General features: G+C 70.4%; 14 protein-coding genes. 3 read left to right on the plus strand and 11 right to left on the minus strand.

Features of this window, described 5'->3' with window-relative positions; translation table 11 throughout:
* The 6 genes from G6027_RS05345 to G6027_RS05370 all read right to left on the minus strand — a co-directional run.
* The coding region (locus tag G6027_RS05345) for a biotin carboxylase N-terminal domain-containing protein (protein ID WP_182636078.1) at positions 1 to 1,432 on the minus strand (1,432 nt) is incomplete at its 3' end.
* An 11-nt stretch (positions 1,433 to 1,443) separates the two neighbouring features.
* Positions 1,444 to 3,042, minus strand: a complete 1,599-nt coding sequence (locus G6027_RS05350; RefSeq protein ID WP_182636080.1) for a carboxyl transferase domain-containing protein — start codon at positions 3,040 to 3,042, stop codon at positions 1,444 to 1,446.
* The gene (locus G6027_RS05355; RefSeq protein ID WP_182636082.1) at positions 3,039 to 4,217 is read right to left on the minus strand and encodes an acyl-CoA dehydrogenase family protein; all 1,179 of its coding nucleotides are present in this window, start codon (positions 4,215 to 4,217) and stop codon (positions 3,039 to 3,041) included. Before G6027_RS05355 ends, G6027_RS05350 begins: the two co-directional genes overlap by 4 nt.
* Positions 4,214 to 6,025: an acyclic terpene utilization AtuA family protein gene (locus tag G6027_RS05360; RefSeq protein ID WP_182636084.1), complete on the minus strand. Its 1,812-nt coding sequence runs from the start codon at positions 6,023 to 6,025 to the stop codon at positions 4,214 to 4,216. Before G6027_RS05360 ends, G6027_RS05355 begins: the two co-directional genes overlap by 4 nt.
* Positions 6,022 to 6,843, minus strand: a complete 822-nt coding sequence (locus G6027_RS05365; RefSeq protein WP_182636086.1) for a TIGR03084 family metal-binding protein — start codon at positions 6,841 to 6,843, stop codon at positions 6,022 to 6,024. The genes G6027_RS05360 and G6027_RS05365 overlap by 4 nt, the downstream gene beginning before the upstream one ends.
* A gap of 269 nt (positions 6,844 to 7,112) precedes the next feature.
* Positions 7,113 to 8,513, minus strand: coding sequence for an acyclic terpene utilization AtuA family protein (locus G6027_RS05370; RefSeq protein ID WP_182636087.1), 1,401 nt, complete (start codon positions 8,511 to 8,513; stop codon positions 7,113 to 7,115).
* A 261-nt stretch (positions 8,514 to 8,774) separates the two neighbouring features.
* Between G6027_RS05370 and G6027_RS05375 the strand changes: the two genes are divergently transcribed.
* A complete protein-coding gene (locus G6027_RS05375) occupies positions 8,775 to 9,281 on the plus strand; it encodes a MarR family transcriptional regulator (protein ID WP_182636089.1) in 507 nt (168 codons plus the stop codon).
* 202 nt (positions 9,282 to 9,483) lie between these two features.
* Here G6027_RS05375 and G6027_RS05380 read toward each other — a convergent pair whose 3' ends face one another.
* Positions 9,484 to 10,962, minus strand: coding sequence for an MFS transporter (locus tag G6027_RS05380; protein ID WP_182636091.1), 1,479 nt, complete (start codon positions 10,960 to 10,962; stop codon positions 9,484 to 9,486).
* A 240-nt stretch (positions 10,963 to 11,202) separates the two neighbouring features.
* On the opposite strand from G6027_RS05380, the gene G6027_RS05385 reads away from it, so the two are divergent.
* Positions 11,203 to 12,504, plus strand: coding sequence for a cytochrome P450 (locus tag G6027_RS05385; protein ID WP_182636093.1), 1,302 nt, complete (start codon positions 11,203 to 11,205; stop codon positions 12,502 to 12,504).
* A gap of 33 nt (positions 12,505 to 12,537) precedes the next feature.
* On the opposite strand, the gene G6027_RS05390 is transcribed toward G6027_RS05385, so the two are convergent.
* The 4 genes from G6027_RS05390 to G6027_RS05405 form a co-directional block, all read right to left on the minus strand.
* Positions 12,538 to 13,401 (minus strand): LuxR C-terminal-related transcriptional regulator, encoded by an 864-nt coding sequence (locus tag G6027_RS05390; protein ID WP_182636095.1) that lies wholly within the window; start codon positions 13,399 to 13,401, stop codon positions 12,538 to 12,540.
* 25 nt (positions 13,402 to 13,426) lie between these two features.
* Positions 13,427 to 14,323 carry a 3-hydroxyisobutyrate dehydrogenase gene (mmsB, locus tag G6027_RS05395; protein ID WP_182636097.1) on the minus strand — a complete coding sequence of 299 codons (897 nt, stop codon included), beginning with the start codon at positions 14,321 to 14,323 and terminating at the stop codon, positions 13,427 to 13,429.
* A gap of 3 nt (positions 14,324 to 14,326) precedes the next feature.
* Positions 14,327 to 15,502, minus strand: coding sequence for an acyl-CoA dehydrogenase family protein (locus tag G6027_RS05400; RefSeq protein WP_182636099.1), 1,176 nt, complete (start codon positions 15,500 to 15,502; stop codon positions 14,327 to 14,329).
* A 74-nt stretch (positions 15,503 to 15,576) separates the two neighbouring features.
* Positions 15,577 to 17,103 (minus strand): CoA-acylating methylmalonate-semialdehyde dehydrogenase, encoded by a 1,527-nt coding sequence (locus G6027_RS05405; RefSeq protein WP_182610134.1) that lies wholly within the window; start codon positions 17,101 to 17,103, stop codon positions 15,577 to 15,579.
* A 225-nt stretch (positions 17,104 to 17,328) separates the two neighbouring features.
* Between G6027_RS05405 and G6027_RS05410 the strand changes: the two genes are divergently transcribed.
* Positions 17,329 to 19,050, plus strand: a complete 1,722-nt coding sequence (locus G6027_RS05410; protein WP_182636102.1) for an AMP-binding protein — start codon at positions 17,329 to 17,331, stop codon at positions 19,048 to 19,050.
* Positions 19,051 to 19,101 lie beyond the last annotated feature (51 nt).

Below are 19,101 nucleotides of genomic sequence, written 5' to 3' on the forward strand. Positions count from 1 at the left end.
CGGCCAGCGCCGAGATCGCCGCGGCCTCGGCGCCGGCCAGCGGGGCGGCGAGGGCCTCGGCGCCGTGGTCGTCGAGGAACGCGGTGGACAGGTTCCCGGCGATGAACTCCGGATGGCGTAGGACCCGGACCAGCTGGGCCCGGTTGGTCGTCAGGCCGTGGACCTTCGCCCGCGTCAGCGCACCGGCGAGCGAGGCGCAGGCCTCGGAGCGGGTACGGCCGTAGGAGATGACCTTGGCCAGCATCGGGTCGTAGTGCACGCCGATCAGCGCGCCGTCCGCGCCGGGTTCGACACCGCTGTCCAGTCGGATGCCCGGCAGGTGTGGACCTTCGAAGGTCGAGCAGACCCCGGGGACGTCGAGTGCCCACAGGGTTCCGGACCCCGGCGTGTAGTCGTTGGCAGGGTCCTCGGCGTAGAGGCGGGCCTCGAACGACCAGCCGCGGGCGACCGGGGGTGTGGCGGACGGCAGGGGCAGGCCCGCCGCCACGTCCAGCTGGAGTGCCACCAGATCCAGGCCGGTCGTGGCCTCGGTGACCGGATGCTCCACCTGGAGACGGGTGTTCATCTCGAGGAAGAAGAACTCGCCGTCGTCGGTGGCCAGGAACTCGACCGTGCCGGCACCCGTGTACCCGATCGCGGACGCCGCGTCGCGGGCCGCCGAGTACAGCTTCTCCCGCATCCCCGGGGTCCGCTCGACCAGCGGGCTCGGTGCCTCCTCGATGACCTTCTGGTGGCGGCGTTGGATGGAGCACTCGCGCTCGCCCACCGCCCAGACGGTGCCGTGCGAGTCGGCCATGATCTGGACCTCGATGTGGCGGCCACGCTCGAGGTACCGCTCGCAGAACACGGCGTCGTCGCCGAACGCGGACTTGGCCTCACGCTGGGCGTTCGCGATCTCGTCGTGGAGTGAGTCCAGGGTGCGGACCACGCGCATGCCGCGTCCGCCGCCGCCGGCGGAGGCCTTGACCAGGACCGGGAGCATGTCCTCGGTGACGTCGGCGGGCTCGAGATCGGTGAGCATGGGCACGCCGGCCTCGCCCATCATCTTCTTGGCTTCGATCTTGGAGCCCATGGCCTCGATGGCGGCCACCGGCGGGCCGACCCAGGTGAGCCCCGCGTCGATCACGTCGCGCGCGAACCCGGCGTTCTCGGACAGGAACCCGTAGCCGGGGTGGATCGCGTCGGCTCCGGCGGCCGTGGCCGCGGCGATGACCAGGTCACCGCGCAGGTAGGTCTCCCCGGGGGTGTTGCCCGGGAGTCGGACCGCCGCGTCGGCCTCGCGGGTGTGGGGCGCCTCGGCATCGGCGTCGGAGTAGACCGCCACCGTGGTCATGCCGAGGGCGCGGGCGGTGCGGTGGACACGGCGGGCGATCTCCCCGCGGTTGGCGACCAGGACCGAGGTGATCGGGGCTGGGGTGGGTGAATTCTGCATGGTGTTGTTCCTCACATCCGGAAGACGCCGAAGCGGTCGGTTCCGGCGACTTCTCCGGAGTGGATCGCGGACAGGCTCAGACCCAGCACGGTCCGGGTGTCGCGGGGGTCGATGATGCCGTCGTCGTAGAGCATCCCGGAGAGGAAGGCCGGCAAGGACTCCTTCTCGATCTGGTCGGCGATCATGGTCTTGAGACCGTCGATCGTCTCCTGGGTCATCTCCTCGCCCCGGGCGGCCGAGGCCGCGGCGGCGACGGAGGTGACCACGTCGGCGAGCTGCTGACCGCCCATGACGGCGGACTTGGCGCTCGGCCACGTGTAGAGGAACCGGGGGTCGAAGGCGCGGCCGCACATGCCGTAGTGGCCCGCGCCGTACGAGGCGGCGGTGATGAGCGACAGGTGCGGGACCTCGGAGTTGGAGACAGCGTTGATCATCATCGATCCGTGCTTGATGATGCCGCCGCGCTCGTACTCCGAGCCCACCATGTAGCCGGTGGTGTTGTGCATGAACACCAGCGGTGTGTCGTAGCGGTTAGCCAACTCGATGAACTGGGTGGCCTTCTGCGCCTCCGCGCTGAACAGCACACCGCGGGCGTTGGCGATGATGCCCACCGGGTAGCCGTGGATCTCGGCCCACCCGGTCACCAGGCTCGCCCCGTAGAGCGGCTTGAACTCGTCGAAGTCGGACCCGTCCACGATGCGCGCGATGATCTCGCGCGGGTCGAACGGGATCTTGAGGTCCTCCGGGACGATGCCGAGCAGGTCCTCGGCACCGTAGAGCGGTTCGATGACGTCGGCCCGGGGGACGCGTCCGGACTTCGACCAGTTGAGCCGCCGGACGATGCCGCGCGTGAGGCGTGCGGCATCGGCCTCGTCGAGGGCGTAGTGGTCCGCGAGGCCGGAGACCCGGGCATGCATGTCGGCGCCACCGAGGGTCTCCTCGTCGGCTATCTCGCCGGTGGCGGCCTTGACCAGCGGGGGTCCGGCGAGGAACACCTTCGAGCGCTCCTCGATCATGACGACGTGGTCGCTCATCCCCGGCACGTACGCTCCGCCGGCGGTGGAGTTGCCGTAGACCACGGCGATGGTGGGGATTCCGGCCTTCGACAGGCGCGTGAGATCGCGGAAGAGCGCGCCTCCGGGGATGAACACCTCCTTCTGCGTGGGCAGGTCGGCGCCACCGGATTCGACGAGGCTGATCACCGGGAGCCGGTTCTTCATGGCCACGTCGTTGAGGCGGAGGATCTTGCGCAGCGTCCACGGGTTGGAGGTGCCGCCCTTGACCGTGGGGTCGTTGGCGATGACCAGGCACTCCACCCCCTCGACCACGCCGATCCCGGCCACCACGGAGGCGCCGGTCTGGAAGTCGGAGCCCCACGCGGCGAGCGCGCACAGCTCGAGGAACGGGGATTCCCGGTCGAGGATCATGTCGATCCGCTCCCGGGCGGTGAACTTGCCGCGCTCGCGGTGGCGGGCGACCTTGCGCTCGCCGCCGCCGGCCAGCGCGGGTTCGAGGTCGGCGGTGAGCTGCGTGAGCTTGTCCTCCATCGCGGCCTTGGCGGCGCCGAACTCGGCGCTGGTGGTGTCGAGCGTGGAACGCAGGATGGTCATGCGGTGTACCCCAAACGTCGTCCGGCGAGGGTGGTCAGGATCTCGGTGGTTCCTCCGCCGATGCCGAGGAGGCGGACATCGCGGTACTGGCGGCTCACCTCGGACTCGGCCATGTAGCCGAGTCCTCCGGAGAGCTGGAGCGCTTCGTTCGCGACCCACTCCGCGCACTCGACGGCGGTGTTCTTGGCAAAGCAGACCTCGGCGATCGCGTCGTGGCCCGCCGCGGCCAGGTCCACGCAGCGGTGGGTGTAGGTGCGGGCGACGTCGATGCGGCGGGCCATCTCGGTGACGGTGTTCTGGACGGCCTGCCGGGAGAGCAGGGGGCGACCGAAGGTCTCGCGCTCCCGCACCCAGTCCAGGGTGAGGTCGAGGCATCGCTGGGCGTGGGAGTACCCCTGGGCGGCCAGCGCCGCGCGCTCTCCCACGAAGCCGATGGCGATCTGGGCGAACCCGTCGTTCTCGGCGCCGACGAGGTTCTCCACCGGCACCCGGCAGTCGGTGAACGTCAGCTCGGCGGTGTCCGACGCCCGCCAACCCAGCTTCTCCAGCGGTGCCGAGCGGTGGAAACCGGGGGTGTCGGTGGGGATGACGAGCAGGCTCACACCCGCCGCTCCCCTGAGTTCCTCGCCACCGGTGCGCACGGCGGTCACCACGAAGTCGGCGCGGGTGCCGGAGGTGATGTACGTCTTGGCGCCGTTGACGACGTAGTGGTCGCCGTCCCGGCGGGCGGTGGTGGTGAGGCGTCCGACGTCGGAGCCGCCGCCGGGCTCGGTGATCGCCAGGGAGCCGATCAACTCGCCGGCGAGTGTGGGCTTGACCCAGCGCTCGATCTGGTCGGGTCGGCCGGACTGTGCCAGGTGGGGGGTGGCGATGCCGCAGGTGAACAGCGAGGCGAACACGCCGCCGGCGACGCCGGCCTCGTGGAGGGCCTCGCAGACGATCAGGGAGTCACGCATGTCGCCACCCCCGCCACCGACCTCCTCCGGGAACGAGACCCCGAGCAGGCCCAGCCGGCCGGCCTTGGCGTGCAGTTCGCGGGGCAGCACGCCCGCGGCCTCCCAGTCGTCCTGGTGGGGCAGGATCTCGCGCTGGGCGAAACGGGTCGTGGTCTCGCGCAGGGCGAGACTCTCCTCGGAGTACCAGGGATCCCCCGGTACGTACGGCGGGATGGTCACGCGTTCTCCTCTGCGGGTGCCGGTTCGGCGGGTGCCGTAGCGGCGGATACGGGGGCGGTGATGTCGTCGGGGACGTCGACGACGCGGGAGCGGAGCCACTCGGCGAGGCCCTTGGCCTGCGGGTCCCAGCGGTAGCCGTGGGCGACGCCCTTGCCGAGCAGTCCGTCGATGACGAAGTTCACGGCATTGATGCGGGGCAGTTCGTATCTCTCGACCGGGAGGTCGGCGGTCTCCGGAAGCAGGCGACGCAGCTCCTCGACGGTGAGGGTGTCACGCATCCAGCGGTAGGCCACCGCGTCACCGGCCCACAGACCGATGTTGGCGGTGCCGCCCTTGTCGCCCGAGCGGGCGCCGAGCACGTCTCCCAAGGGCCTGCGCGTGGTGGCCGCCGTCGACGGGGAGGACGGGGGTAGCGGAGCGCCCTCGGCGTCGAGGCCGTCGGAGGCGTGGCCGTCGGCCATCTCCTCCGTCACGGCGGGCGGGTCGATGTCGACCCGGGTCCCGTCAGGCAGCACTGCGACGTGGGGCACCTTCTCCTGGTCGAGGTAGGCGGGGATGTACACGCCGTACGGGCCGCCGCGACCGGGGGGCGCGCTGGGCGTGGCACCCGGGTAGCTCGCCAGGATCATGGCCACCGCGGCGTCGGAGAACGCCCGGCCCACCACGTCTTTGTCCGGGTCCCAGGCGACGACGGTGAGCAGAGCGGTCGCCGCGGCCTGGGTGTCGGCGTCCGCGTGGTCCGTGCGGCTCAGGCGGAAGTCGAGCTCCGCCGGGCGGGTGGCGAGGCCGGCCAGGACCTGGCGCTCGACCAGTGCGGCCTTGTCCTCGATGTCCAGCCCGGTGAGCAGGAACGTGACCTCGTTGCGGAAGCCACCGAGGCACGTCACCGACACCTTGGTGGTGGTGGGGGCGGTCTCGCCGCGCACACCGGAGATGCGGACGCGGTCGGGGCCCTCCTGCTCGAGGCGAGCGGTGTCCAGGCGGGTGACGACGTCGGGCCCGCCGTAGCGGGCGCCGGTGACCTCGTAGAGGAGTTGGGACGTGACGGTGCCGACCGTCACCGCTCCCCCGGTCTCCGCGTGCTTGGTGATGACGGCGGTGCCGTCGGAGGCGATCTCGGCGATCGGGAAGCCCGGGGTGACGGGGTCGGCGATCTCGCCGCGGTTGAAGAAGGAGTAGTTGCCGCCGGTGGCCTGGGTCCCGCACTCGATGACGTGCCCCGCGACGGTAGCGCCGGCCAGAGCGTCGAGGTCCGTCCGGGTCCACCCGAAGTGGCTGATCGCCGGACCGACGATCACCGAGGCATCGGTGACGCGACCGGTGACGACGATGTCGGCACCGTCGTCAAGGCAGCGGGCGATTCCGAAGCCCCCGAGGTAGGCGTTGGCGGTGACCGGGAAGCCGGCGTCGGCCGGGATGTCGAGTTCCGAGACCCGGTTGATCAGATCGTCGCCCTCGACGTGCGCGACCCGCGGGGACAGCCCCAGGCGCGAACCGAGTTCGACGACCGCGCCGGCCAGGCCGGCGGGGTTGAGACCGCCCGCGTTCGCGACGATCCTCACGTTCTTCTCCAGCGCGAGCCCGAGACAGTCCTCGAGCTGGCGCAGGAAGGTCTTGGCGTACCCGAGATCCGCGTTCTTCATCCGGTCGCGGCCCAGGATGAGCATGGTGAGTTCGGCGAGGTAGTCGCCGGTGAGGACGTCGAGTTCGCCACCCTCGAGCATCTCACGCATCGCGGAGATGCGGTCGCCGTAGAAGCCGGACATGTTGCCGACGCGCAGCGGCGCGGCGAGGTTCTTCCCGGTCATGCTCGCGCTCCCTCCTCGCGGCCGCCGCCGGGCAGACCCGCGAAGGCCTGGGCGATCCGTAGCCACTCCTCCGCGTCGTCGCCGATCGCCTCGAGGGCGGTGTCGGCCCGGTGGACGCGCTGGGTGACCAGCAGGCAGAAGTCCAGCACCGGTCCGGTGACGCGCTGCCCGGCGTCGGCCGGGCCGAACTCGAGGACGGTGCCGTCGGCCAGGGTGAGGGCGAGGTGGACCTCAGAGGTCGGGGCCTCGAGCCCGTTCATCAGGTACGCGAAGCCGCGGGTCTTGAAGCCCAGTCGGGCAACGTGCGGCAGGGCCGCGACGAAGGCCGGGTCGGAGTCGAGCGGGATCCCGACGGCGTCGGCGACGTCGATGCCGTGTGCCCAGGTCTCCATGATCCGGGCGGTCGTCATGGACTTCGGGCGCATGGGCGGACCGAACCACGGGACCTGGTCGCCCGGATCGGCGGCCTTGAGGGCGTCGGCGAGCTCTCCCCGCGCCAGGCGCCATCGGGCCAGGACCTCGTCGCGGCCGGTGGCGGCGATCTCGGCGGCACCGGCGTCCACGAAACCGGTCGGGTCGGCCATGGCCGTCTCCACCACCCCCTGGAAGGCGTCCGGATCGGTGATGGCGGTGACCGAGACCTCGTCGGTCCAGGCCAGATGCGCGATCTGCATCCCCACGTCCCAGCCCTCGGCCGGGGTGTCCAGGTGCCAGACGTCGGGACCGGCGGTCTCGACGAGGTCGTCAAGTCGGGCGCTGAGCGCGGCCAGGACCGCGTGCGGGTCCTCCGTCGCCGAGGGCGGGATGTTCGTCTGCATGGCTCCAGACTCCCACCCCGCCTCGAATAAAGCAAGCATGCTTGCTTGCTTTTGGAAGCGTTGTTTCAGGACGCCCGGACGCGGTGACCAAGGTCGGGATCGGACCCGCGGGAGGTGCGGTTACGGGGGATGAGGGAATGCTGCGGGGACTCCGCGTGGACACGGAGGGCCCGGACGGGGAACTGGCTCCACCGGCGCCACGCGACCGGGGCGTCCGGACTCGTCCTGGGTTCGCTCCACTTCTCGCTTCCCAGGACTCACGACCCGACTTACGGTCCGAACTCCAGGAGCTCGCCGGGGATCTCCAGACGGACGGAGGCCAGGTCGGCCCCGAGCCCGCTGTCGAGCGGCACACCGCGCGGGGGGCGGGCGACCAGGTTGACGGCCCGGAGGTTGGGCAACAGGTAGCGGTGGGTCTCCATGCCCTCGAGGGCGGGCAGGAGCTCGCAGAAACGATCGATCGTGAGCTCGCCGGCCAGCCACGCGAACGCGGAGTCGTCCCAGGTCCACACCGCGATGTTGACCCCGCGGCCGACCACACCACGACGCACGCTCGCGACGGAACCCAGAACGGACGTCACCGGTTCCCCGCCGGGAACGGACCCCGGCGACCATGGGGTGGGCAGCTCACCGGGACCGATGTCCGCGGTCTCCACCGGGACGGGCACCGCGACCCGTTCCCCGCCCGGGAGCACGACGGTGTGTCCTGCCGCGGCCTGATCCAGGGGGCGGGCGACCCGACGGGGCCGCCCGGGACCTCTGGTCATGGCCACCACCGCCACCACCGGTGGTGCGGGCTCACCCCGGGCCCCGCTGATCCGGACCCGGTCCGTGCCCTCCTGGGCGAGACGGACGGAGTCCAGTCGCAGCACCACGTCGGGAGCCGCGTACCGCGCCCCCGCGACCCCGTCGAGGAGCTGGTCGGTGACGGTGCCGACGGTGACGGACCCGAACGCAGAGGGGTGACGGGTGACGACGGCGGACCCGTCGGCAGCGATCTCGGCGATCGGGTAGCCACCGGACACCGGGTCGGTGGTGCGGGTGACGTCGGTCGACGAGTCCACGACGCCGGTGGCGCCCGGACCGCCGGAGAGCACGTGCCCCACCGCCACGGACCCGGCCAGCGCGTCCAGTGCCGACGGGGTCCAACCATGATGTGCTGCTGCCGCACCCGTGACCAACGCCTCGCGGCTGACCCGGCCGGTGACGACGACGTGGGCTCCCGCGGAGAGGGCTCGCGCGATCCCGAACGCACCGTGCCTCACGGTGGCGACGTCGGCCGCTCCGACGCCGAGTTCGACGGCGCGGTCGGTCACGTCACCGGAGTCCACCGACGCCACCGACACCTCGACCCCGGCGTCGGCGGCCATGGCACGCAGGGCCTCGGCGAGCCCACCCGGATCGAGGGCGCCGGCGTTGGTGACGATCCGCACGCCCCCGGTGCCGATGAGCTCGAGGCACTCCCCTAGTTGCACGAGGAGAGCGCGCTCGTGACCCGGGCCGCCGTCCGCGCGCTGTCCGGCGAGCTCCAGCATGGCCTCGTCCGAGAGCATGTCGAGAGCGAGTACGTCCAGGGACGCGGCCGCGAGGAACTCGGCGGTCGCGGTGGCGCGGTCCGTCCGCGAGGCGGAGACGTTACCGATACGCAGGGGTCTCTGGGTGCTCGTCATCGATCCTGCGGCTCCTTCTCGGTCGGGTCGTTCGCCTACCCCAGCATGCTCTCCGTCGCGGCGAGGCGGGTGTGGAACGCGAACGCCCCCGAGCATAGGCGGAGTGTTCCCGTGGCCCGGGCCGGCCGCGGAGGGCTCGAGGCGATCCTGCGGCACCGGTCGGTGGGCTGCCGTCGAGTCCGCCAGTCGTCCCTGTCTCGCGGGCCCGGTACCGATAGACTCGCCTGATCAGACGCCCGCCGTGTCCTCCAGGAGTGAGCCGTGCCCCCCAGGACCGCCCCGATTCCCGACCGCATCGACCAGGCCCGCGCCAACTGGGAGCGTGAGGGATGGACCGACGCGGCCCAGGGGATGACCGTGGTGACGTCGGTCATGCGCGCACACCAGATCCTGCTGGCGCGGGTGGAGGAGACGCTGCGGCCGTGGAACCTGTCGTTCCCCCGCTACGAACTCCTCCGGTTGCTGGCCTTCTCCCGGTCCGGCTCGCTGCCCATCACCAAGGCCTCCGAGCGATTGCAGGTGCACGTCACCAGTGTCACCAGCGCCATGAAACGCCTCCTGGACGCCGGGCTGGTCGAGCGGCGACCCCACCCGACCGATGGCCGCACGACCCTGGTGGAGATCACCGCCGAGGGCAGGCGGGTGGTCTCCGAGGCCACCGCCGCGCTCAACGCCGGCGTGTTCTCCGATCCCGGGATGGACCAGTCCGAGCAGTCGGCGCTCATCGAGGCCATCTCGTCGCTCCGACAGACCGCCGGCGACTTCTGACCGCCGGCAACCCCTGAGGGCCGGGGGCTCGTCTCCCTCGACCTGTCATCACCCCTCCCGTCGTCGTCTGCCACTCCCGGCTCCTGCGCGCGCTCTGCTGACGGACAGCACCGCGCCCGGCCCCCTCTCGGGTGGGGCCGGGCGCGGCTGATCTTGGGAGGATCCGGGTCGTGGTTCCTCGGTGAGTGTCGTCAGACCTGGGTCACGGCATCTCGGTGGCGACGAGTCGGGAGTCGTCCGGCTCGACATCGGCGTGGATGACGTTCTTGCTCGACTCCGTCATGAGGAAGATGCAGACCATCGACAGGACGGACAGCCCGGAGAGCATCAGGCCGACGCCGAAGGTGTTGCCGGCGCCGATCATCGCGGCGGCGGCCAGCGGCGGCAGCGCGCCACCCAGGATGCCCGCGAGGTTGTAGCCGAGTCCGGCACCGGTGTAGCGGTAGCGGGCCTGGAACAACTCGGGCAGCAGCGCGCCGGCCGGACCGTAGGCGATACCGAAGATGGTCAGGGTGACGAACAGGACCACACCGAAGGCGAAGGTCGATCCGGTGTCCAGGATCGGGAAGACGAACAGCGTCCAGGGGATGGCCAGGCCGACCGAGGTGCCGATGACCTTCCTCCGGCCGATCTTGTCCGAGTACATCGCCGACAGCGCGATGGCGACACCGAAGACGAGGGCGGCGATCATGCCCATGCCCAGGACGAACGGACGCGAGTGCCCGAGGGTGGCCGTGGCGTAGTTCGTGAGGAACGAGGTGCCCATGTAGAAGAGGGAGAACAGTGAGGTGAGCGCGCCACCTGCGATGAGGATCTCCTTCCACTGGTAGCGCAGAGCATCGGCGAACGGCAGCGTCCTGGGGGCCGTGACCCTGTTCGCCGCCTTGTCCGCAGCCGCGGTCGCGGCGGCCTCCTTGGCCTCCCGCTCCTGGGTCTGACGGAAGACCGGGGTCTCCTCGACGGTGAGACGGATCCACAGGCCGACCAGGACGAGGACGGCGGAGAGCAGGAACGGGATACGCCAGCCGTACTGCATGAAGGGGCTGTCGAGGTCTGCACCGCCACCGGCGACGAGCGAGAAGACGAGGAAGGTACCGGAGGAGAGGAAGAACGCGAACGCCACGCCCAGCTGCGGCCACATCGCCATCATGCCGCGCTTGCCCTCGGGGGCGTACTCGGCTGTGAGCAGTGTCGCGCCGGCCCACTCGCCGCCGACCGCGAAGCCCTGGAAGAAGCGGCACACCACCAACAGGGTCGGCGCCCAGATGCCGATACCGCCCTCGAAGACGCCGAACGCCCCCGAGTTGTAACCGGGCAGCAGGCCGATGAAGACGGTCGCCACGCCCATGATGATGAGCGTCCACACGAGTGTGTTCTTGCGACCGATCCGGTCACCGAAGTGGCCGAAGATCGCCGCACCGACGGGCCGGGCGAAGAACGCCACGGCGAAGGTCGCGAACGAGGACAGTGTCGCCGTGGCGGGATTCTGGTCGGGGAAGAACAGGGCCGGGAAGACCAGCGCGGCGGCGGTGCCGTAGATGAAGAAGTCGTACCACTCGATGGTGGTACCGATCGAGGACGCCGCGGCGACCTTCTTCAGCGAGGTCTTCTGCTTGACCGGCGGAAGGGTGGGGGACTGCGGGGCCGCGTCCCCCGGCGGGGTATTTCCGGACTGCGTCAAGACAACTCCAGTCGTGTCAGGTTCGCCGGGTATCGGACCTCCGGCGAGGCGGGTGATCGCCGACGCATAGGCGTCGATTGAGGCGAACAGTATGTGATGACCGCCACACCCGGTACACCCGAAAGTATGTGGACGTGATCCGGCCCACAAACCAAAGGCCCGATTCGACCGGATGCCCCGCCCTTCGGCCACCCCTAGGGTGTCGGGCGAAGAGCGCACCCGAGTCAGCAGGAGACACCGATGCCTTCCCACGGACGCCCGACACTCCGCGAACAGTCCGTCGACTTCCTCCGATCCGGATACCTGTTCACCTCCCGCGTACGGCAGCGTGCGGGACTACCCGCCGACTCCCAGACGCCGGTGCGCCTTCGCCTGATGGGTCGACGGGCCGTGCTGCTGCGCGGCGTGGAGGGGGTCCGTCACTTCTACGATTCCGACAAGGTCAAGCGCGAGGGGGCCATGCCCGCGTTCGTCCGCCTGCCGCTCTTCGGACCCGGAGCCGTGCACGGTCTGGACGGCCGCGCTCACACCGTCCGCAAGAACGCGCTCGCCGACCTCGCCTACGAGGACGACCGGGTGGCGCACTTCGCCTCGCTCGTGGCGGAGGAGCTCGAGCAGATGCTCGACGAATGGGCACGCCGCGGGTCAGGCACCGTGCACCACGACACCACGACCGCGTTCGGTCGGGCGGCGCTGCGGTGGGCCGGGCTGCCGGTGCGCGCGGAGGAGGCGAACAGGCGCGCGCGTCAGATGAGCAGGCTCCTCGACACGTTCGGTCGGATCTCCGGAAACCCCGTCGCGCAGGTGGAGCGGCTCCGCCTCGACCGCTGGGCCACATCCCTGGTCCGCAAGGTCAGGTCGGGAGAAATCCGACCCGATCCCGATTCGGTGCTGGCCGCCATGGCCGACCTCCGGGACGAGGAGGGCCAGCTGGTCGACGACCGCACGGCGGCGGTGGAACTGCAGAACCTCACCCGTCCGACCGTCGCTGTCGCCCGCTTCGCGGCTTTCGCCGCGGTCGCCCTCGCCGAGAACCCGGCGTGGCGGAACCGGATCCGCGAGGCCTCCGCGGAGGCCGGACGGCTCACCGAGATCCCCGAGGCGGTGGCGTTCGCGCAGGAGGTCCGGCGCGTCTACCCGTTCGTGCCGATGCTGCCGGCGTTGGCGACCACGGATTTCGAGGTCCGTGGGTGCCCGGTGCACGAAGGGGAACGCGTCCTTCTCGACCTCCAGGGGACCGATACGGATCCGAATCACTGGCGCGACGCGGGCACCTTCGACCCGGAACGATTCCTCGGGGTCGACGACGCGGAAGCGCTGGAGGCGTTCATCCCGCACGGCGGCGCCGGGGTCCGCACCGGCCACCGGTGCCCCGGCGAGAAGATCGCTGTGACCGCCTTGTCCGCGGCCGTCGCAGCGCTGTGCAGACCGGAGGTGCGGATCAGCGATGACCCCGACGACCTGACGTTCCCGTGGACCACGATGCTCACCCGCCCGGCGACCGGGGTCAGGGTCAGCTACAGCCGGACCGCAGGCCACTGAGGCCCCGGCCGGGGCGGGTCAGGCCACGACGGATCAGATCAGGACGCCGAGGAGCCGGGCGCGGGCCACGGACTCCATCCGTGATCGTGTGCCGAGCTTGGTACCGATGTTGCGCAGGTACGCCTTGATCGTCTCGGGTGACAGCGACAACCGGGCGCCGACCTCGGCGTTGGAGCACCCGAGAGCCACCTGGGCGAGGACATCGATCTCCCGGGGGGACAAGACGGTCGGCGCCGGGGCCGGTTCCCGCCCTTCCTCGGGAGTCCGGCCCACCCCCGCCAGGGCAGAACCCGCAGCCAGCAGCCTCTCGCGGAGATCCGGGTCGCCGAGCTCGGCCGCGATGGCCCGCAACTCGCCGTGGAGGACGCGCAGTCGCTCCCTGTCGGATGACTCCAGACCGAAGTTCTGCTCGGCCGCGGCGTGGTCGGCCATCCGCAGCCGTCGGTCGACCTCGTCGTGGACCTTGAACTCCGAGGCCAGGTCCGCGGCGACGGTGGTGAACGTCCGGGTGACCTGGTCGCCGAGCTGGGTGGCGACGCGGGCCGATCCATAGAGGATCGTCCGCGCCACCCCCGAGACGATCACCGGGACGGAGATGATCGCCCGCAACCCCTCGCGGTCCACCGCGTCGGCGTAGTCGCGGGTGATCCTGGAGCACTCCTCGTAGTCGCGCACCGTCGCCGGCCGTCCGGAGGCCATCACGTGACCGCCGAGCCCACGCCCCCTGGCCACCGACAACCCCTGCATGGAGTCCGTGCGGACCCCGATGAAGCGGTTCAATCTCGCCGTCTCGCCGGTGACGTCGCCGGCGAAGACGACCGGGACACCGGAATCGCGGCGGGCCCGGCGCAGGGCCCCCAGTACAGCGTCTGAATCCTTGGGTCGGAGGGTGGACATGGTGTTCTCCCGAGAGTGGAGGGGTTCAGCCCCGCGAGGACTCGCGGATGCTGGTGATGATGGCGCTGAAGTCCTTGCCACCGTTGTCCTGCGCGAACTCGTCGTACAGGGCTGCCGCTGCCGCGCCGAGCGGAGCGACCGTACCAGTGCTCTCCAGGGCCGCGAGCGCCAGCCCGAGGTCCTTGTTCATGAGAGCCGTGGCGAAACCAGGGGTGAAGTCGTTGTTGGCGGGCGAGGTGGGAACCGGACCGGGGACCGGGCAGTTGGTGTGCAGCGCCCAGCTGTTACCGGTGGCGCCGGTGACCACGTCGAACAGGGCCTGGTGATCGAGACCCAGCCCCTCCGCGAGGACGAACGCCTCGCCGATCGCGATCTGGTGCACGGCCAACACCATGTTGTTGCAGACCTTGGCGGCCTGGCCCGCCCCGGCGCCGCCACAGTGGATGACCTTGCCCGCCATCGGTTCGAGCACGGGCTGCGCGGCCGCGAAGGCCTCGTCCTCCCCACCGACCATGAACGCCAGCGTGCCGGCGGTCGCGCCCTTGACGCCGCCGGAGACGGGCGCGTCGACCTGGAGCATCCCGGCGTCCACCGCCTTGGCGTGGACCGCGCGGGCGTCGTCGACCGAGATGGTGGAGGAGTCGATGAACAGGGTCCCCTCCCCCGCCTCGCCCAGGACGTCGTCATAGGTCGACGTCACGAGCGCGCCGTTGGGCAGCATCGTGATCACGACACCGGCACCGCGGACCGTCTCGGCGGGCGAGTCGCACACGGTAATCCCGGCGGTCCGGGCCGCGTCCTGCGCCGCCGCCACAGGGTCGAATCCTCGGACGTCGAGTCCGGCGCCGACCAGGTTGGCGGCCATGGGTCCACCCATGTTGCCCAGCCCGAGAAACGCCACAGTCTGCGATCGGTTGTCCATGTCCTACGCTCCCAGTCCGCGCGCGGCGACGGCCCGGCCGACGACGACGCGCATGATCTCGTTCGTCCCCTCCAGGATGCGGTGCACCCGGAGATCTCGCACGATCTTCTCTATTCCGTACTCGGACAGATACCCGTACCCGCCGAAGAGCTGCAACGCGCGGTCCGCGATGTCGAAGCAGTGGTCGGTCACGAAGAGCTTCGCCATGGCGCACTGCTCCACGTGATCAGGCTCTTTGGCGTCCAGGGCAGCGGCGGCCCGCCACAGCATGAGCCGGCTCGCCTCCAACTCGGTGGCCATCTCGGCGAGGGTGAAGCGGATCGTCGGCTCGTCGATCAACGCGCCGCCGAAGGCCTCACGGTCCCGCACGTGGGCGACGGCCCGCGTGTAGGCGTCCTGCGCGCCGCCCAGCGAGCAGGCGGCGATGTTGATGCGCCCGCCGTTGAGTCCCCGCATCGCGATGGTGAACCCGAGGCCCTCGCCGCCGGTGTCCGCGCCACCGATGAGGTTCGCGGCCGGGACCCGCACGCCCTCCATGATCACCTGCGCGGTGGGCTGGGCGTTCCAGCCCATCTTCTGCTCGTCCGGCCCGAAGCTCAGGCCCTCGGCATCCGCCGGGACCAGGAAGGCCGAGATCCCCTTGGGTCCGGCCTCCCCGGTGCGCGCCATCACCACGTAGACGTCCGACTGCCCGCCGCCGGAGATGAACTGCTTGGTGCCGGTGAGGACGTACTCGGCGCTCTCGCCCTCGCCCTCCTTCACCGCCTTCGTCCGCAGCGCCGCCGCGTCCGAACCGGCGCCCGGCTCCGTCAGGCAGTAGCTCGCGAACAGCTCCAGAGACGCCATGCGCGGGATCCACTCATGACGCTGTTCGTCGGTGCCGAACTCGTCGACCATCCACACGCACATGTTGTGGATGGACAGGTACGCGGCCACCGACGGGCAACCCCGGGCGAGCTGCTCGAAGATCCGGACACCGTCCAGGCGTCGCATCCCGCTGCCCCCGACGTCCTCCGAGATGTAGATGGCGCCCATCCCCATCTCGGCCGCCTCGCGGAGGACGTCCTTGGGGAAGTGGTGGGCCTGGTCCCACTCCTGCGCGTTGGGCGCGATCCGCTTGACCGCGAAGTCGCGGGCGGTGTCGACGATGACCTTGTCGTCGTCATCAAGGGTGAACATGGGTGTGCCTCTCATACGGTGCCCGGTTCATACGGAGCGCGGTGATTTCCGTGCGCGGCGGGTGAGCTGCGCGGTCAGTCCATCGTGGGGATGACGAACTCGGCACCGTCCTTGATGCCCGACGGCCAGCGCTGGGTGACCGTCTTGACCTTGGAGTAGAACTTGATCGACTCCGGGCCGTGCTGGTTGAGATCGCCGAAACCGGACTTCTTCCACCCGCCGAAGGTGTGGTACGCGATCGGCACGGGGATCGGCACGTTGACGCCGACCATGCCCACCTGGACGTTGGACACGAACTCGCGGGCGGCGTCGCCGTCGCGGGTGAAGATGGCCACGCCGTTGCCGTACTCGTGCTCGTTGGGCAGGCGCAGGGCCTCCTCGTAGTCCTTGGCGTGGACCACCACGAGGACGGGACCGAAGATCTCGTCGGTGTAGACGCTCATGTCCGGGGTGACCTTGTCCATGAGCGTGGGGCCGACGTAGTAGCCCCCCGAGATGTCCTCGCCGTTGAACTCGTCCGTGTAGGCGCCGACGCTGCGGCCGTCGATGAGGATCTCCGCGCCGGCCTTCTCGCCCTGGTCGATGTAGTCCAGGACGCGGGCCTTGGACTCGGGGGTGACCAGCGGGCCGTAGTCGGACTTCGGGTCGTGGCTGTGGCCCACCCGCAGCTCCTTGACCTTGGGCACCAGCTTCTCGAGCAGCGCCTCGGCGGTGCCCTCGCCCACGGGGACGGCCACGGAGATGGCCATGCAGCGCTCACCGGCGGAGCCGAAACCGGCCCCGACCAGGGCATCCGCGGCCTGCTCGAGGTCCGCGTCCGGCATGATGATCATGTGGTTCTTGGCGCCGCCGAAGCACTGCGCACGCTTGCCGGTGCGGGCCGCGTTCTCGTAGATGTACTGCGCGATGGGCGTGGAGCCGACGAAGCCCACGGCCTGGATGGTCTCGCTGTTCAGGATCGCGTCGACCGCCTCCTTGTCACCGTGGACGACCTGGAAGATGCCGTCGGGCAGGCCCGCCTCGGTGAACAGCTCGGCCAGGCGCACCGGGACCGAGGGGTCGCGCTCGGAGGGCTTGAGCACGAACGCGTTGCCGCACGCGATGGCCGGGCCCGCCTTCCACAGGGGGATCATGGCCGGGAAGTTGAACGGGGTGATCCCCGCGACCACGCCGAGCGGCTGACGCATGGAGTAGACGTCGACGCCCGTGCCGGCGTTCTCGGTGAACTCGCCCTTGAGCAGATGCGGGATACCGATCGCGAACTCGATCACCTCGAGGCCGCGCTGGATGTCGCCCTTCGCGTCCGGGGTGGTCTTGCCGTGCTCGATCGCCAGCAGCTCCGCGAGCTCGTCCATGTTCTGGTTGATCAGGTCGACGAAGCGCATGAGCACGCGGGCGCGCTTCTGCGGGTTCTGGGCCGCCCACGCCTTCTGCGCCTCGGCGGCCTTGGCGATCACGTCGTCGACCTCCGCCGTCGACGCCAGCGGAACCACGGCCTGCGCCTTACCCGTGCTGGGGTTCAACACCTCGTGGGTGCGGCCGCCCGTCGCGGCGACCCTCGTGCCGTTGATGTAGTGCTCGATCTGCCTGAGATCCGACATGGACATCCCTTCGTCGTGAGGCCGCGGTCTCGAATGGCCCGCGCGCTACTTCTCCCGTGATGACCATCACTCTATACTTGCATCTCCTAGTAATCCAGGGCCCGGCCCCGCGACCGCCCCCGACCCTCCCCTTTCGGGTGTACCGCCACCCGACCGGCCGCCCATACTGTGAGCTGACTCACTTCCAGCGCCCGTTCTCACCCGTGCCCGTTGTCAGGAGACTTCATGGCCCCGCTCGCCACCGACGCCACCACCCGTTTCCGCACCGCCCGTGACTTCCTGCAGGCCCACGCGGAGGACTATGAGGCCGCCCGGGCCGGTTTCGCGTGGCCGGAGCTCGACGAGTGGAACTGGGCTCTCAACTGGTTCGACGTCGAGGCCGAGGGGAACACCGACCCCGCGCTGTGGATCGTCGAGGAACACGACGGCGGCGGCGCCCCGACCGAGGCGAAGTACTCGTTCGACGAGATGCGCATCCGCTCGGACCGCACCGCCAACTGGCTGCGCGAGTCCGGGGTCGGGCCCGGCGACCGGATCCTGCTCATGCTGGCCAACCAGGTGGAGCTGTGGGACGTCATGCTCGCGGTGATCAAGCTCGGCGCCGTGGTCATCCCCGCCACCACCCTGCTCGCCGAGGGTGACCTCCGCGACCGGATCGCGCGCGGCGGGATCAAGCACGTGATCGCCCGCGCCGAGCTGGCCGAGCGCTTCGACGCGATCTCCGGCGACTACCGGCGATTCTCGGTGGGCGGTGCCCCCGAGGGTTGGACCGACCTCGCCGCGGCGATGGACGCCTCCCCGGACTTCGAGCCAAGCCACACCACCCGCGCCGACGACACCCTGCTGCTGTACTTCACGTCGGGGACGACCAGCAAGCCCAAGCTCGTCGAGCACACCCACGCCTCCTACCCGGCCGGCCACCTGTCGACCATGTACTGGATCGGCCTCCAGCCGGGCGACGTCCACCTCAACGTGTCCTCGCCCGGGTGGGCAAAGCACGCGTGGTCCAACGTGTTCACCCCGTGGATCGCCGGCTCGTGCGTGTTCATCTACAACTACTCCCGCTTCGACGCCACGGCGATGATGCGCGAGATGGACCGCTGTGGGGTGTCCAGCCTGTGCTGCCCGCCCACCGTGTGGCGGATGCTCATCCAGGCCGACCTCACCCAGCTGCAGGTGCCGCCCCGCCTGGCGGTGGGCGCCGGTGAGCCGCTCAACCCAGAGGTGATCGGTCGCGTCCGCGACGCGTGGGGGGTGACCATCCGTGACGGTTTCGGCCAGACCGAGACCACCGTGCAGATCGCCAACACCCCGGGCCAGCCCATCAAGGACGGGTCCATGGGCCGCCCGTGCCCCGGGTTCGACGTGGCGCTGGTGGATCCGGCCACGGGGCAGGAGGTCACCGGCACCGGTGCGGAGGGCGAGATCTGCCTGCGCCTGGACCCCCGCCCGCTCGGCCTGATGGTCGGATACCACGGCGACCAGGACCGCACCGATGCCGCCTACGCGGACGGTTTCTACCACACCGGCGACGTCGGATCGCGGGACTCCGAGGGCTACATCACCTACGTGGGCCGGACGGACGACGTGTTCAAGTCCTCGGACTACCGGATCTCGCCGTTCGAACTGGAGTCCGTCCTGCTGGAGCACCCGGCAGTCGCCGAGGCGGCGGTCGTCCCGTCCCCGGACCCTGTGCGACTGAGCGTCCCCAAGGCGTTCGTCGTCCTGGCCGGCGGCTGGGAGCCGACCGAGGACACCGCCCGCCAGATCTTCGATTACTCCCGCACCCACCTGGCCGGCTACAAGCGGGTGCGCCGACTCCAGTTCACCGACCTGCCCAAGACCATCTCCGGCAAGATCCGCCGCGTCGAACTGCGCAAGGGCGAGAGCGAGAACGGCCCGTCGGTGGACTTCCCCGGCGAGTTCCGGGAGGAGTCGCTGCGCTGACGGCTGGCTCCCGGGCCCGCGCGGGCCGGGCTGCGGGGCCCGGGTGCGGCG

Origin of the sequence: Dietzia sp. SLG310A2-38A2 (assembly GCF_014145095.1) — a bacterium.
In the GTDB taxonomy this organism is placed as follows: Bacteria; Actinomycetota; Actinomycetes; order Mycobacteriales; family Mycobacteriaceae; genus Dietzia.

Bases quoted from the DNA above. Each gene is read 5' to 3' on its own strand.
- G6027_RS05350 (WP_182636080.1), bottom strand. From the start codon at position 3,042: ATGACCATCCTGCGTTCCACGCTCGACACCACCAGCGCCGAGTTCGGC.
- G6027_RS05360 (WP_182636084.1), bottom strand. From the start codon at position 6,025: ATGACCGGGAAGAACCTCGCCGCGCCGCTGCGCGTCGGCAACATGTCC.
- G6027_RS05365 (WP_182636086.1), bottom strand. From the start codon at position 6,843: ATGCAGACGAACATCCCGCCCTCGGCGACGGAGGACCCGCACGCGGTC.
- G6027_RS05370 (WP_182636087.1), bottom strand. From the start codon at position 8,513: ATGACGAGCACCCAGAGACCCCTGCGTATCGGTAACGTCTCCGCCTCG.
- G6027_RS05385 (WP_182636093.1), top strand. From the start codon at position 11,203: ATGCCTTCCCACGGACGCCCGACACTCCGCGAACAGTCCGTCGACTTC.
- G6027_RS05390 (WP_182636095.1), bottom strand. From the start codon at position 13,401: ATGTCCACCCTCCGACCCAAGGATTCAGACGCTGTACTGGGGGCCCTG.
- mmsB (WP_182636097.1), bottom strand. From the start codon at position 14,323: ATGGACAACCGATCGCAGACTGTGGCGTTTCTCGGGCTGGGCAACATG.
- G6027_RS05400 (WP_182636099.1), bottom strand. From the start codon at position 15,502: ATGTTCACCCTTGATGACGACGACAAGGTCATCGTCGACACCGCCCGC.
- G6027_RS05405 (WP_182610134.1), bottom strand. From the start codon at position 17,103: ATGTCGGATCTCAGGCAGATCGAGCACTACATCAACGGCACGAGGGTC.
- G6027_RS05410 (WP_182636102.1), top strand. From the start codon at position 17,329: ATGGCCCCGCTCGCCACCGACGCCACCACCCGTTTCCGCACCGCCCGT.